The sequence below is a fragment of the Paraburkholderia bengalensis genome (assembly GCF_037126505.1).
In the GTDB taxonomy this organism is placed as follows: Bacteria; Pseudomonadota; Gammaproteobacteria; order Burkholderiales; family Burkholderiaceae; genus Paraburkholderia; species Paraburkholderia bengalensis.
Window position 1 is genome coordinate 1 of record NZ_JACFYJ010000147.1, and the last position, 15,055, is coordinate 15,055.

Here is a 15,055-nt window from a genome sequence, read left to right on the forward strand (position 1 = left end):
GCCTTCGTTCGTGTGCCACCACGCGGCGTGCGCTTCGCCGATCAGGGCGAAATGCCAGTCGCCGATTTCCCACCAGGTCAGATCGGGGTCCCAGACAAAGCCGAGATCGAGCTTGCGGACGTGGTGATCGGCGATGCCACCGGCAATCTGAACACCGAACTGATCCGCCGATGCCGTGTCAGCCAGACTGAATAATGCTGCAATCACTGCACATTTGAGTGCCAGATTCAGGCCAGCCTTGTACCTTATTGTCATCGTGCGTCCACTTGATGCGGGGTTGAGCGACAAACTTCGCGCAGCGACATTTTAGAGATAGAAGCAATTGTCAGACCCTTTAATCCGCATCAAAAAGCCGCAAATCATTGCTTCCATTTTCGAAAAAATATTACAGACGATTGCAGTTTTCTGATGCGGCTGAAGAATCCTACGCGTTCGGTAGCGAACCCGCAGAAGAAGTACAATGCTATTAAAAGTGCAATTTCAATAGCACAGCGGGAACTTCGATGCCCCTACGGCTTCTAAGTATTAGCACTCGGTAAACGAGAGTGCTAACATCCATCGTGGTCTGGCTTTGCCGGACTTTTGTCTGAATAAAGGAGTTTGCTACGTGAGCAACACATTGACCCTTCCGAGTACTCTGAGCCCGTCGTCGGCTAAGGCCGCTCCGGCAGGTGCACTGGCGCTCTCGCACGCTTCTCTTCTGCCCGGCCAGCTGGGCAACATCGACGCCTACATCCAGGCCGTAAACCGGATTCCGATGCTGACGCCGGCAGAAGAGCGCCAGTTCGCCACTGAGTATCGCGAGCAGAACAATCTCGATTCCGCGCGCAAGCTCGTCCTGTCGCACCTGCGGCTGGTCGTGTCGATCGCGCGCAACTATCTCGGGTATGGCCTGCCGCACGCCGATCTGATCCAGGAAGGCAACATCGGCCTGATGAAGGCCGTCAAGCGCTTCGACCCCACGCAGAACGTACGTCTCGTGTCGTACGCCATGCACTGGATCAAGGCCGAAATCCACGAGTACATCCTGCGCAACTGGCGCATGGTGAAAGTGGCGACGACCAAGGCCCAACGCAAGCTGTTCTTCAACTTGCGCAGTCACAAACAAGGGCTGCAGTCGTTCACGCCGGACGAGATCGACGGCCTCGCGAAAGAGCTGAACGTGAAGCGTGAGGAAGTGGCCGAAATGGAAACGCGTCTGTCGGGCGGCGACATCGCGCTCGAGGGACAGGTCGAGGACGGCGAAGAAGCCTTCGCGCCGATCGCGTATCTGGCCGATTCGCACAGCGAGCCGACGGCCGTGCTGGCCGCCCGTCAGCGCGACCGCCTGCAGAGCGACGGTATCGCGAGCGCGCTGGAATCGCTCGATCCGCGTAGCCGCCGTATCATCGAAGCACGCTGGCTGCAGGTGGAAGACGACGGATCGGGCGGCTCGACGCTGCACGAACTGGCCGACGAGTTTGGCGTGTCGGCGGAACGGATTCGCCAGATCGAAGCAAGCGCGATGAAAAAGATGCGCACGGCACTGGCCGAGTACGCGTAACGTCAGAGAAGCAGCGGGCGCGCGCAGCCAATCGCACGAAGCCCAGTCTGAACCAGACCCTGCCCTTCGCAAGAAGGCAGGGTTTTTTATTGCGTGTCGTCAACGATTGCGTCGATGCTCGCCGGCGTCATTTTCCGTCACCTTGACCTCGCACAGAGCGTGACTTATTAGTGTTAGAGCCGAAAGGGCCTCGCGACACGATGACGCGGCCCCGTTCGACAGCCCATCCCTACAATGGTTTTGCACGCGCCAGTGCAACGCATGCCGCGCACTGGGTTCTGCCGGGAAAGCCGGCGCGATGTCATTACCGATTCAACATGGCCATCACGCTCAATCGCCGGAATGCATCACGCCGCATGTTGACGCGCCGTGTCGTCGCGTGGGCTCGCGGCCCGACCTTCGCGCGCGACATCGCGATCGTGCTCGCCATCAAATTCGCGCTTCTCGCCGCCCTCAAACTCGCATTCTTCAACGACCCGCAGGCGCAGAACATGTCGCTGCCGCCCGCGCAGGTCGCTCAGGCGCTGTTCCCCGTGTCCGTCTCACCGCCGCCTCCGTCTCAAGGTGCTCACCATGCCCGCTAGCGACGTCGTCGATCTGTCCCGTCTGCAATTCGCCGTCACGGCGCTCTACCACTTTCTGTTCGTGCCGCTGACGCTCGGCTTGTCCTGGCTGCTCGTCATCATGGAAAGTGTCTACGTGATGACGGGCAAGCCTGTCTACAAGGACATGACCCAGTTCTGGGGCAAGCTGTTCGGCATCAATTTCGCGATGGGCGTCACCACCGGCCTCACGCTCGAGTTCCAGTTCGGCACCAACTGGTCGTACTACTCGCACTACGTCGGCGATATCTTCGGCGTGCCGCTGGCCGTGGAAGGGCTGATGGCGTTCTTTCTCGAATCGACGTTCGTCGGTCTGTTCTTCTTTGGCTGGAACCGGCTGTCGCGCGTCAAGCATCTGATGGTCACGTTCCTCGTCGCGCTCGGCTCGAATCTCTCCGCGCTGTGGATTCTCATCGCCAACGGCTGGATGAACAATCCCGTCGGCGCGGAATTCAACTACGAGACGATGCGCATGGAACTGTCGAGCCTGTTCTCCGTGATCTTCAATCCCGTCGCACAAGTGAAGTTCGTGCACACGGTGTCGGCGGGCTATGTGACGGCGTCGATGTTCGTCCTCGGTCTGTCGTCGTGGTATCTGCTCGAGCGCCGCGACATCGAGTTCGCGCTGCGGTCGTTCGCCGTCGCGGCCGGCTTCGGGCTGGCGTCCACGCTCTGCGTGATCGTGCTCGGCGACGAATCCGGTTATACGACGGGCGAAGTCCAGCAGATGAAGCTCGCCGCGATCGAGTCCGAATGGGAAACGGCGCCGCCGCCCGCGCCGTTCACGGTGTTCGGCATTCCGAATCAGGAAGCGCAGCGCACCGACTACGCGCTGCGCGTGCCGTACGCGCTCGGCATCATCGCGACGCGCTCGCTCGACGAGCCCGTCGTCGGCATCCGGGACCTGGTTGCGCGCAACGAAGCGCACATCCGCAACGGCATGCTCGCGTACGGCGCGCTGCAAAAGATCCGCCAAGGCGATACGAGCGACGAGACGCGCGCCGCCTTCGATGCGCACAAGAAGGACCTCGGCTACGGCCTGCTGCTCAGGCAGTTCACGCAAAACGTCACCGACGCCTCCGCCGAACAGATCAAGCAGGCTGCGAAGAAAACGGTGCCGCCCGTGCTGCCCGTGTTCTGGTCGTTCCGCCTGATGGTGGGCCTCGGCCTGCTCTTCCTCGCGACTTTCGTCCTCGCGTTCGTCTTCTGCGCGCAGCGCTCGCTGCTGCGCGACAGCCGGCGCTGGTTCCTGCGCTGGGCCGTATGGGCGATTCCGCTGCCGTGGCTCGCGGCGGAATTCGGCTGGATCGTCGCGGAGGTGGGCCGCCAGCCGTGGACCATCGCGGGCATCCTGCCGACGTCGCTGTCGGCGTCGAGCCTGACGGCGGGCGATCTGTATCTGAGTCTCGCCGGCTTTATCGTGTTCTACACCGCTCTCTTCATCATCGAGATCACGCTGATGTTCAAGTATGCGAGGCTCGGTCCGTCGTCGCTGCATACGGGCCGCTACTACCACGAGCAACGCGCGAAAACGCCCGTCGGCGCAAACACGGCGGCATGAGCGGCATCGGCAACGGATTGCTTGCAGAACAGGAAACGACGCTATGGATTACGCAACCCTCAAACTGATCTGGTGGGTGCTCATCGGCGTGCTGCTGATCGGCTTCGCGCTCACCGACGGCTTCGACATGGGCGCAGCCATCCTGCTTCCATTCATTGGCAAGACGGATGCGGAGCGGCGCATCGTCGTGAATACGGTCGGCGCGACGTGGGAAGGTAACCAGGTGTGGCTGATCACGGCGGGCGGCGCGATGTTCGCCGCGTGGCCGCTCGTGTATGCCGCCTCGTTTTCGGGCTTTTATTTCGCAATGCTGCTCGTCCTGTTCGCGCTGTTCTTCCGGCCCGTCGGCTTCGACTATCGCGGCAAGCGCGATGATCCGCGCTGGCGCAGCGCGTGGGACTGGGCGCTGTTCGTCGGCGGCTTCGTGCCCGCGCTCGTGTTCGGCGTCGCGTTCGGCAACCTGCTGCAAGGCGTGCCGTTCGACTTCGATCAGGAAATGCGCGTCACCTATCACGGCAGCTTCTGGGCACTGCTCAATCCGTTCGCGCTGCTGTGCGGGCTCGTGAGCGTGTCGATGCTGGTGGCGCACGGCGCGGCGTTCGTGAAGATGAAAGCGGACGGCGTCGTCGCGCAACGCGCGTCGTTTGCGCTGCGCATCGCCGCGCTGGCTGCCGTGGCGCTGTTTCTGATCGCGGGCGCGCTGGTCGCGACGCTGATCAGCGGCTATCAGATCACCGAGCCCGCGCCGCTCGACACCGTCGCGAATCCGCTGCTGAAAAACGTGATTGGCGCGCCCGGTTTGTGGCTCACCAACTACGCGATGTATCCGTGGATGATTGCGGCGCCTGTCGCGGGCATTGCCGGCGGCGTGCTGGCGCTGCTGCTGGCGAGATCGCGCTTCGAGTGGACAGCGTTTATGTCGACGTCGCTGATGGTGATCGGCGTGATCCTGACCTCGGGCTTTTCGATGTTTCCGTTCATCATGCCGTCGTCGCTCGATGGCCGCAGCAGCCTCACCGTCTGGGATTCGACGTCGAGCCAGATGACGCTGCAGATCATGCTGATCGCGGTGATCGTGTTCATGCCTATCGTGCTGATCTACACGAGCTGGGTGTATCGCGTGATGCGCGGCAAGATCACCGCCGACGCGATCGAACAGAACCATCACTCGATGTACTGACGCACACGCGAGAGGAGCCAATCATGTGGTACTTCAGCTGGATTCTCGGTATCGGACTTGCGCTCGCATTCGGCATCATCAACGTGATGTGGCTCGAAGCGAACAACGTCGTCGATGCGGACGGCGATTCCGACAGGCGTTGAAGCGTTTCGCAGACGGTCGTAAACGCAAACCGGCGCCCCGAGGGGCGCCGGTTCCATTGGCCAACTGGCGTCAGGCCGTGGCCGTCAGACGCGTCGACAGTTGCTGCGCGTAGCGCGCCGCCGATTCGCCGACGACGATGTGGAACGTATCCGTCGCCACCCACGCGACGCTCAGCGTATCGAGCCGCTGGCGATCCACCGCCGACGCATCGCGCACGACGATGCGCAGACGCGTCGCCGCGACGGCTTCCAGCGACACGACGTTGGTCGCGCCGCCGAACACGGCGAGCCAGCGCAGCGGGTCCGGATCGAGCGGGCCGTTGCCCGTCGCCGCGACAGGCATATCGGCGGCAGGTTTCGCGGAAGCCGTAGCCGAAGCCTTGGCGGAAACAGGCGACGCAGCCACCGCACTGCCGCTCGCGATCGTCGTGCGGATTTCATCGGCGATGATGTCCGCTTCCGGTCCGATGATCACCTGCACGTTGCCCGTGCCGCGCTTGAGCACGCCGCGCGCGCCGATAGACTTCAGTTCGTTCTCCGACACCTTCTCGGAATCCACCACCGACAGACGCAGACGCGTCGTGCACGCATCGACCACCGACAGATTCGCCGCACCGCCCAGCGCCGCGATGTAGCGCTGCGCGCGCGTGTCCGACGTTGCGGCCGCACCCGCGACAGGCGCGACGAAACCATCCGACGAGAACGACTCGTTGGCCGCTTCAGGCGTTTCCTGCTCGCGGCCCGGCGTCGCCATGTTGAACTTGCGGATGAAGAAGCGGAACAGGCCGTAGTACACGACGGCGTACGCGAGGCCGATGACGATCGCTTCCCAGCCCTTGGTCGACAGGCCGTAGTTCAGCACGTAGTCGATCGCGCCCGCCGAAAACGTGAAGCCGAGCTTGATGCCGAGCGCCGAGCAGATCGCAAGCGACAGGCCCGTCAGCACCGCATGGATCGCATACAGCACGGGGGCGAGGAACATGAAGCTGAATTCGATCGGCTCGGTCACGCCCGTCAGGAACGACGTCAGCGCCATCGAGAACAGCAGGCCGCCGACCAGCGCGCGGCGCTCCTTCGGTGCCTCATGGAACATCGCCAGACACGCAGCCGGCAGACCGAACATCATGATCGGGAAGAAGCCCGTCATGAACGTGCCCGCCGTCGGGTCGCCCGCGAAGAAGCGATGCAGGTCGCCCGTCACGGCGGCGCCGCCGCCCGGCGGCGTGAACGAGCCGAACACGAACCATGCGAGCGAATTCAGGATGTGGTGCAGACCCGTCACCAGCAGCAGACGGTTCAGCAAGCCGAACACGAACGCGCCGACTGCGCCTGCCGTCGTCAGCCAATGGCCGGCCGAGTCGATGGCGCTCTGGACGGGCGCCCACGCGTAGCCGAACACAATGCCCAACGCGAGACACGCGACCCCCGTGACAATCGGCACGAAGCGCTTGCCGCCGAAGAACGCGAGGTAGTCGGGCAGCTTGATGTCCTTGTACTTGTTGTACAGCATGCCCGCGACGATACCGGCGATGATCCCCGACAGCACGCCCATGTTGAGCTTGTCGTTGATGTCCTTCATCACGGCGACTTCGATCAGATAGCCGATCGCGCCCGCCAGCGCCGCGACGCCGTTATTGTCCTTCGCGAAGCCGACGGCCACGCCGATCGCGAACAGAAGCGGCAGGTTGTCGAAGATCGCGCCGCCCGCGTCGGCGATCATCTTGATGTTGAACACATCGGGCTGACCGAGGCGCAGCAGCAGGCCGGCGACGGGCAGAACGGCGATCGGCAGCATCAGTGCGCGACCAAGGCGCTGAATCTTCAGAAACGGATTCCCATCCATTGATACCTCCACTCCTTTGTCTCGTGTAATTGCGTTGTTGCTTTGATGCAAGTTGAAAAGTCGAGCTGACGAGTCTGGGTTTTAAGACCGGTTGCGACGCAAGCGCGCTCAGTCTTGCGGCCAGAGTTCGCGGCTCAGGGCTCTTACCGCTTGCGCCGATTCGAGCGCCAGAGCATCCTGGGCGCGCTGACGGCACAACTGATAATCGAGTTTGCGCACGCGTGCCTTGATGCCGGGCACGGACACCGGGTCGACGGAAAGCTCCGTTACGCCCAGGCCGACCAGCAGCGGCACCGCGAGCGGATCGCCGCCAAGCGCGCCGCACACGCCGACCCACTTGCCATGCTTCCCGGCGCCTTGCACGGCAGCCGCGACGAGGCGCAGCACGGCCGGGTGCAGACCGTCCGCCTGGGCAGCGAGATCGGCCTGGCAGCGGTCCATCGCGAGCGTGTATTGGGTCAGATCGTTGGTGCCGATCGACAGGAAATCCGCGTGCTTCGACAGCTGATCGGCGAGCAGCGCCGCCGACGGCACTTCGATCATCACGCCGACTTCGATCTTTTCGGTGCGGCCCATTTCGGCGGCGAGTTCGTCGATCCGCTTGCGCAGACGCACGAGTTCGCCCACGTCGGTCACCATCGGCAACAGGATGCGCACCTTGCCGACGGGTTGAACCGCGAGCAGGCCGCGCAGCTGGTCTTCGAGCAGATCCGGGCGGACCTGCGCGAGACGGATGCCGCGCAGCCCGAGCGCCGGGTTCGGTTCCGGCGGCAGCGTCAGGTAATCGACTTCCTTGTCCGCGCCGACATCGAGCGTGCGGATGATGGCCGTGCGGCCCTGCAGCGCGTCGACGATCGACTGATAGCTGTCGCGGTGCTCGTCGACGGTCGGCGCCGCCTGGCGATGGATGAACAGCAATTCGGTGCGCAACAGGCCGACGGCATCGGCGCCGTTTTCGACCGCGGTCGACGCATCGTCGAGCGTCGCGATGTTCGCGGCGACTTCGATCGCACGACCGTCGCTGGTCGCGGCGGCTTGCTGCGACGTGCGGCGGTTCGCTTCGCGCACGCCCGCCAGACGCTGACGCTCGTTGCGCGCGCGTTCGACGTCGAGTGCGCTCGGCGCATATTCGATCCGGCCCGCCGACGCATCGACCACGACTTGCGTGCCGTCGGCGATCGAATGCAGCGCGTCGCCGACAGCGACGAGGGCGGGAATGCCCGCCTGACGCGCGATGATCGCCGCGTGCGAGGTCGCGCCGCCGCGCGCCATCACGAGCGCGGTCACGCGCTTGCGATCCAGCGACGACAGATCCGACGGCGTGAATTCGTCGGCGCTCAGGACGGCCTCGTCGGGCAGCGAACGGGCCGCCGCGTTCGAGTAGCCGAGCGCGCGCAGCACGCGCTCGATGTCGCACAAATCGGCGGCACGTTCGGCGAGCAGTGCATCGCCGACGTTCGACAACACGCCGATCTGCGCGCGGATCGTCTCGCGCCACGCGAAGCCCGCGCTCTTGCCGAGGCTGATCAGATCGCGCGCGGCGTCGATCAGCGTCGGGTCTTCGAGCAGCACGCGATGCACCGCGAAAATGCCCGCTTCGCCGTGCGCGCCGCGCTGCGAAGCGTCGCGCACGGTCGTGTTCAGCTCGGCATCGACGGCGGCGAGCGCCTTGTCGAGCGCGCGGCTTTCGGCGGCGGGCGTGTTGTTCGTGGTCTCGGGCGGATCGATGTCGGCATCGTCCCAGCGCACGAGCTTGCCGACGGCAATGCCGGGCGCGGCGCACACGCCCGCGAGCGTATTCGGCGCGAGCGTTTCGCCCGCTTTGGGCGCAACGGCAATGGGCGCCGGCGAAATCTGACGCGCGGGCTTTTCTTCCGCTTCGCCGTGCGCTTCGCGCGTCAGTTCGCGCACCACGGCTTCGACGGCAGCCGACGCCTGCGCGCCGATGCCGACCACTTCCACCGTCGCGCCCTGCCCCGCGCCCAGCCCGAGCAGACCGACGACGCTTTCGATCGCCGCCTTCTTGCCTTCAAAGCGCACTTCGACGCGCGCGTCGAATCCGCGCGCCGCCTCGCGCGCCCGCGCCGCCGGACGCGCGTGCAGCCCTCCCGCGTGCTCGAGCACGATGGTTCCCCGCGCTTCTGCCGTCACGCTCGATACTTCGCGCGACGCCGCCACGGCCGCGCCGTCGCGTGCGCGCAGCGTCATGAGCGGCGATTCGCCCGCTTTCAGCACGACATCGGCGGCGCGCTCGACGACTTCGAATGCATCGGAATTCGCAATCGCGATCACCGACACGAGACTCGGCGCATTGCACGCGACCACATCCTGATCGAACTCGATCAGCACCTCGCCCGCGCGCACCTTCGCGCCTTGCTCGATCATCGGCGCGAAGCCCTTGCCGTTCAGTTCGACCGTGTCGATACCGATATGCAGCAGGATTTCGGCGCCTTCTTGCGTCGCGATCGTGACGGCATGGCCGGTGCGCGCCAGATGCATCACCGTGCCGTCGCACGGCGCAAGCAGCTTGCCTTCGAGCGGATCGATACCGATGCCGTCGCCGAACATGCCGCCCGAAAACACCGGATCGGGCACGTTCGCGAGCGGGACGACGGGACCCGTCATCGGCGCGAGCAGGACAATAAGGCCTTCGGAATGGCTCTTCAAACGGGACTCCTCGACACGTCGCATCTGAATATCTCGATCAGTGAGTTTCGGTGACTTTCATCAGATGGCGCGGCGCATCAGGATTGCGCCCGCGCGCGGCGGCGAGGCCGGCTGCCATCACGTAGAAAGAAAGAATTGCGGCGATCGGATCGAGCGCGGCATGCGCCGTCGATACGAGCGGCAAGGTGGCTTCGGGGACATCGGCGGGATCGGCGGCGAGCAGCACGCGCGCGCCGCGCGCTGCATGTCGCGCGCGAGTTGCAGCAGGCCCGCCTGCTCCGGTCCGCGCGGCGCGAACACCAGCAGCGGATAGTCGCGGTCGATCAGTTCCATCGGGCCGTGACGCACTTCGGCGCTCGAAAACGCTTCGGCCTGGATGCCCGAGGTTTCCTTCAGCTTCAGCGCCGCTTCCTGCGCGATCGCGAGCCCGAGGCCACGGCCGATCACGATCATGCGTTCGACGTCGCGCAGTTCGTCGACGGCCTTCGACCAGTCGAGCGTGCCCGCGCGCTTGAGCGCGTCCGGCAGCGACTTCAGCGCGCCGAGCAGTTCGCCGTCGTTCTGCCAGTGCGCGACGAGTTGCGCCGACACCGACAGCATCGCGATATAGCTCTTGGTCGCGGCGACGCTCAGTTCGGGACCAGCGACGAGCGGCAGATAGAACTCGCACGCCTGTTCGAGCGGCGAGCCCGGCACGTTGACGGCGGCAACCGTCAGCGCGCCCGCTGCGCGCAGCGCCTGCATCGTGCCGACGAGATCCGGGCTCTTGCCCGATTGCGAGAAGCCGAGCGCAAGCTGCCCGCGCACCTGCAGCGGCGCCTGTTGCAGCGTGGCGACCGACATCGGCAGCGACGCGACGGGCAAGCCGACACGGCTCATCGTCAGCGACCCGAAGTAACTCGCCGCGTGATCCGAGCTGCCGCGCGCAACCGTCAGCGCAACGTGACGCGGCTCTTGCGCGAGCCGCGCCGCGAGCGCTTCGACGCGCGACGTATCGTTGAGTTGCGCGGCGACCACGTCGGCGGACGCCAGCGCCTCGTTAAGCATATTCGACAATCGATTCTCCTTCGACGTAAGTCGCCGTCAACGCCATGTCACGATCGAACACGACGACATCGGCCCACGCGCCACGCACGAGACGGCCGCGGTCTTCGATGCCGAGGTAATCGGCGGCGTAACGCGACATACGGTTTGACACATCGGCCAGCGGCAGGCCGAGCGATACGAGATTGCGCAGCGCCTGATCCATCGTCAGCGTGCTGCCTGCGAGCGTGCCATCGGCGAGACGTACGCCGCCGAGACACTTCGTCACGTGCTGGCTGCCGAGGCGGTATTCGCCGTCGGGCATGCCCGTCGCCGACGTGCTGTCCGTCACCACGTAGAGGCGCGGGATCGCGCGCATCGCGGCGCGGATCGCGCCCGGATGCACGTGCAGCAGGTCGGGAATGATTTCGGCGTATTCGGCGTGCGCGAGCGCCGCGCCGACCATGCCGGGATTGCGGTGATGCAGCGGCGACATCGCGTTGAACAGGTGCGTGAAGCTGCGCGCGCCGTGCTTCATCGCCGCAACGGCGTCGTCGTAGGTGCCGAGCGAGTGGCCGAGCTGCACACGCACGCCGCGCGCGTTGATCGCCGAAATGATGTCCATGTGGCCCGAGATTTCCGGCGCGATGGTGACGACGCGAATCGGTGCGATCGACAGGTACTTCAGCACTTCGTCTAGCACGGCCGAGACAGCCGCGTCAGGCTGCGCGCCGAGCTTGCCGGGATTGATGTAAGGGCCTTCGAGGTGCACGCCGAGCACGCGCGCGCCGCCCGGCACGCGGTTCTTCGCGACATCGCCGAGACCGGCGACGACAGCCATCAGCTCTTCGCGCGGCGCCGTCATCGTGGTGGCGAGCAGGCTCGTCGTGCCGAAGCGCGCGTGCGTGCGCGTGATCGCCTCGATCGCGTTGCCCGCTTCCATAACGTCGGCGCCGCCGCCGCCGTGCACGTGCAGATCGATGAAGCCGGGCAGGATATAAGGCGCGTCGTTCGTCGACGGATCGGCGGCCGTGCCCGTGATGGCCGTGATGCGGCCGTTTTCGAACTCGATCGTGCCGTGGAGCCAGCCTTCTGGGGTGAGTATGTTTCCGGTCAGCATGAGTCTCTCTGGTAGTGCGTTATGCGGTGCGTGACTGAGTCGAGCCGCGAGGGTTCCGTCCGTTTCTGGCGCGCGGCGTTTGCGCGCAAGTGTCACAGCCGCAACTCGGCGACGAAGTCGTAGTAATCGTCCCGGCAGTAGGTATCCGTGAGTTCGATCGCGCGTTGATCGGCGCTATAGCCGACGCGCGTGATCAGCAGCAGCGCGCAGCCCTCTTCGATGTCCATGAGTTGCGCGATCTCGCCCGATGCGTTGACGGCGCGAAAGTGCTGCAGCGCGCGCACGACGGGCGCGCCGCGCTGTTCGAGGTAGCGGTAGAGCGAGCCGCCGATCGCCTGCGGATCGGGCACGATCGACACGGGCAGCGACGAATGCTCGACGGCCATCACGATGCCGTCCGCGCGGCGCAGGCGGCGCAGGCTCGACACCGACGCGCCGGGCGACAGGCCCAGATGCACGATTTCATCGCGCGTCGCCGTGCGGACTTCGCGCTCCAGCCACACCGAATCCGGCCGGAAGCCGCGCTGCTCCATCTTCTTCGTGAAGCCGGTGAGACGCGACAGCGGATCTTCGGTGCGCGGCGTGATGAAGCTGCCGGCGCCGCGCGCGCGCCGGATCAGCCCCTGCTCGACCAGCAGCGCGATGGCCTTGCGCGCGGTGATGCGCGACACGCCGATCGCGTCGGACAAGGTGCGCTCCGACGGCAGCGCCTCACCCGCCGACCACACGCCGCAATGGATCGCCGTCGCCAGATTGCGGGCGAGCTGCAGGTACAGCGGCGTGACGTTGTGGACGTCGGGTGTCAGTGCGGACCAACGGGTTTCCATATGGCTCGATCGTGATCGTGAGGGATCTGGACAACTGGACCTACGAAATCGGAGCCCATTATATAACCACCATAATACCAGTCAACGCGCTGGTATCTAGCTGGTCTGCATCGTGCAACCCGTTGACTGGAAAGGCTTTGCGCGAATTAAGCGTTTTTCCACTGACAATCGACTGGCATTAGGACATACCCGTATATGAGACCAGTATGTCTGACTGGGCCGGACGAATCGTCTGTCAAGTTACGTGCGATAAGCCGCAAAGGTCATACCTCTTTATTAACAACTTGGTGCAAACTGCGAAATTCGCGCGCGATCAGTCGCCAGAAACGAACCAGCAGGTGACGCTATGACATTGGATTACGGGGAACGGATACGGTGAACGATCCCGCTCTCGTCCGGGCGCAAGCCGTCCGGCATTTCAACCGCTTTTACGCGCAGCACATCGGAGCGCTGCACGAGCATTTGCAGAAGAGTCCGTTTTCGCTGACGGAAGTACGTGTCATGCATGAGCTTTCCCGCGTCGAGCATCAGACGGCGGCGGCGCTCGCACGCAATCTCGGTATCGATACCGGCTATCTCAGCCGGCTGCTGGCGAGCTTCGAGCGGCGCGACCTGATTTCGCGCCGGCCGTCGGAAATCGACGCGCGACAGTCGCTCGTGTCGCTCACCGAGGCGGGTCTTGCCGCATACCAGCCGCTCGACGCCGCCGCCATCGAAGAAGTCGCGTCGGTTCTCGCGCGCCTCGCACCTCACATGCAGGATCAACTGATCGGCGCGATGAAGCTGGTCGAGCGGCTGCTCGACGATCGGCCACGGCATAGCATCGTCACGCTGCGCGCGCCGCGTGCGGGCGAATACGGCTTGCTGGTAGCGCGTCAGGCGCAATGGTTCGCGAACGGGTACGGCTGGGATCACACGTTCGAGGCGCTGCTCGCGCGGCAGGTCGCGGAATTTGCGCACTCTCACGACGGGCGGCGGGAGAACTGCTGGATAGCCGAACAGGATGGGCTGATCGTCGGGTCGGCGCTGGTGGCTGCGGCATCTGATACGCTCGCAAGCGTGCGCATGCTGTACGTCGAGCCCGACGTGCGGCGCCTTGGCATCGGCACGCAGTTGATCGACGAATGTGTGCGCTTTGCGAAGCGCGCGGCATACGGCGCACTCGCGATCGATAGCGAGCGCTCGCTTGCCGACGCGCGGCGTCTGTTCACACATGCGGGCTTTGATCTCGTCACAGCCGCGCCCGAGCGGCGCTTCGGGCGCGATCTCGTGATCGAGCAGTGGCAGCGCAGGCTCTAGTCGCCGCGCGTCTTTGCCCGGCACAAAAAAGCGCCACGGTTTCCCGGGGCGCTTCTCACTTCAAGCGGTCGAATCCGCGCCGCTCAGAACGACGGCACGACGGAACCCTTGAACTCCGACTTGATGAACTGGCGCACGTCTTCGGATTGATAGGCGGCCACCAGCTTCTTCACCCACGGTTGATCCTTGTCCTTGATGCGCACGGCGATCAGGTTCGCATACGGGCTGTGTATGTCTTCGAGCGCGATGGCGTCTTTGGTCGGCTGCAGGCCCGCTGCCAGCGCAAAGTTCGTGTTGATCGCAGCGGCATCGACATCGGCGAGCGAACGCGGCAGTTGCGCGGCGTCGAGCTCGACCAGTTTCACCTTCTTCGGATTGTCGGCAACGTCGAGCGGCGTCGCGTTGTTGCCGTTCGTGCCCGCGCCCGCCTTCAGCTTGATTACGCCTTGCGACTGCAACAGCAAGAGCGCGCGGTTTTCGTTCGACGGATCATTCGGCACTGCGACCTTCGCGCCTTGCGGCAGATCCTTCACCGACTTGAGCTTCTTCGAATAAATGCCGAGCGGCGAAATGTACGTCAGGCCGACATTGACGATCTTGTAGCCGCGCTGCTTGATCTGGCTGTCGAGATACGGCTGATGCTGGAAGCTGTTCGCATCGAGATCGCCGGCGTCGAGCGCAGCGTTCGGCTGCACGTAATCGTTGAACTCGACGACCTTGACGTTCAGGCCTTCGCGTTTCGCAACCTTTTGCACTACCGACCAGATTTGCGCGTCGGGACCGCTGATCGTGCCGACCTTGATGACCTTGTCGGCTTGACTGTCGGCCTGCGCGCCGAAGCTGGTGACGAGTGCCGCCGAAGCGAGCGCGGCTGAAAAGACCTTGATGAGTGTTCTGCGCTGCATGTGATTCTCTCTTGTTTCAGATTCGTGTTCGACGGCGAGCAAACGGATACTGCCCGCAAGAAGTCGAGCCCCAAATCGTCGCACAGGCGTGCACCAAAGTGAAATACAGGGATCGCATATGGGTATGCAGCCCGTGCCGTGCGGCTTGCGTGGAGAGAGAACGCGCGAATGATGTCACAGTGCGCGGAAGATGCGATCGGCAAGACGGGCTGCGCGCGATGGCGCGCAGCCGATGGGACTTAGAACGTCGTCCAGTCGTCGTCCGACGCTTTCGGAGCAACGGGGCGCGCGGCCGGCGTCGCCTTGCGTGCGGCCGGTTGCGCAGCCGGCGCCGGCGCGCGC

The 15,055-nt window shown here is 64.4% G+C and carries 11 protein-coding genes and 2 pseudogenes; 6 read left to right on the plus strand and 7 right to left on the minus strand.

Annotated features, from left to right (window positions below):
- Positions 1–255 (minus strand): annotated as a pseudogene (locus tag H3V53_RS40130) (acyloxyacyl hydrolase); the annotation flags it as partial.
- Between the two features lie 352 nt (positions 256–607).
- Here H3V53_RS40130 and rpoH point away from each other — a divergent pair.
- The 5 genes from rpoH to cydX all read left to right on the plus strand — a co-directional run bounded on the left by rpoH (position 608) and on the right by cydX (position 5,029).
- Positions 608–1,543 (plus strand): RNA polymerase sigma factor RpoH, encoded by a 936-nt coding sequence (rpoH, locus tag H3V53_RS40135; protein ID WP_054917436.1) that lies wholly within the window; start codon positions 608–610, stop codon positions 1,541–1,543.
- Positions 1,544–1,860: 317 nt separating this feature from the next.
- Positions 1,861–2,127 carry a cytochrome oxidase putative small subunit CydP gene (cydP, locus tag H3V53_RS40140; protein WP_054917438.1) on the plus strand — a complete coding sequence of 89 codons (267 nt, stop codon included), beginning with the start codon at positions 1,861–1,863 and terminating at the stop codon, positions 2,125–2,127.
- Entirely contained in the window at positions 2,117–3,706 is a 1,590-nt protein-coding gene (locus tag H3V53_RS40145) for a cytochrome ubiquinol oxidase subunit I (protein ID WP_336602557.1), read from the plus strand. Before cydP ends, H3V53_RS40145 begins: the two co-directional genes overlap by 11 nt.
- 43 nt (positions 3,707–3,749) lie before the next feature.
- A complete protein-coding gene (gene cydB / locus H3V53_RS40150; protein ID WP_336602558.1) occupies positions 3,750–4,886 on the plus strand; it encodes a cytochrome d ubiquinol oxidase subunit II in 1,137 nt (378 codons plus the stop codon).
- A 23-nt stretch (positions 4,887–4,909) separates the two neighbouring features.
- On the plus strand, positions 4,910–5,029 hold the full coding sequence (cydX, locus tag H3V53_RS40155; RefSeq protein ID WP_063787583.1) for a cytochrome bd-I oxidase subunit CydX: 120 nt from the start codon (positions 4,910–4,912) through the stop codon (positions 5,027–5,029).
- Positions 5,030–5,099: 70 nt separating this feature from the next.
- Here cydX and nagE read toward each other — a convergent pair whose 3' ends face one another.
- The 5 genes and pseudogenes from nagE to H3V53_RS40180 all read right to left on the minus strand — a co-directional run bounded on the left by nagE (position 5,100) and on the right by H3V53_RS40180 (position 12,509).
- A complete protein-coding gene (nagE, locus tag H3V53_RS40160) occupies positions 5,100–6,872 on the minus strand; it encodes an N-acetylglucosamine-specific PTS transporter subunit IIBC (RefSeq protein WP_336602559.1) in 1,773 nt (590 codons plus the stop codon).
- A gap of 108 nt (positions 6,873–6,980) precedes the next feature.
- Complete coding sequence (ptsP, locus tag H3V53_RS40165; RefSeq protein WP_336602560.1) at positions 6,981–9,563, minus strand: phosphoenolpyruvate--protein phosphotransferase; 2,583 nt, start codon at positions 9,561–9,563, stop codon at positions 6,981–6,983.
- Positions 9,564–9,576: 13 nt separating this feature from the next.
- Positions 9,577–10,586, minus strand: a pseudogene (locus H3V53_RS40170) (SIS domain-containing protein).
- Positions 10,579–11,682: an N-acetylglucosamine-6-phosphate deacetylase gene (nagA, locus tag H3V53_RS40175; protein WP_336602561.1), complete on the minus strand. Its 1,104-nt coding sequence runs from the start codon at positions 11,680–11,682 to the stop codon at positions 10,579–10,581. Before nagA ends, H3V53_RS40170 begins: the two are co-directional and overlap by 8 nt.
- 92 nt (positions 11,683–11,774) lie before the next feature.
- On the minus strand, positions 11,775–12,509 hold the full coding sequence (locus tag H3V53_RS40180; RefSeq protein WP_336602562.1) for a GntR family transcriptional regulator: 735 nt from the start codon (positions 12,507–12,509) through the stop codon (positions 11,775–11,777).
- A 375-nt stretch (positions 12,510–12,884) separates the two neighbouring features.
- Here H3V53_RS40180 and H3V53_RS40185 point away from each other — a divergent pair, with 375 nt between their 5' ends.
- Entirely contained in the window at positions 12,885–13,808 is a 924-nt protein-coding gene (locus H3V53_RS40185) for a bifunctional helix-turn-helix transcriptional regulator/GNAT family N-acetyltransferase (RefSeq protein ID WP_336602563.1), read from the plus strand.
- Between the two features lie 83 nt (positions 13,809–13,891).
- Here H3V53_RS40185 and H3V53_RS40190 read toward each other — a convergent pair whose 3' ends face one another.
- The gene (locus tag H3V53_RS40190; RefSeq protein ID WP_336602564.1) at positions 13,892–14,713 is read right to left on the minus strand and encodes a MetQ/NlpA family ABC transporter substrate-binding protein; all 822 of its coding nucleotides are present in this window, start codon (positions 14,711–14,713) and stop codon (positions 13,892–13,894) included.
- Positions 14,714–15,055 lie beyond the last annotated feature (342 nt).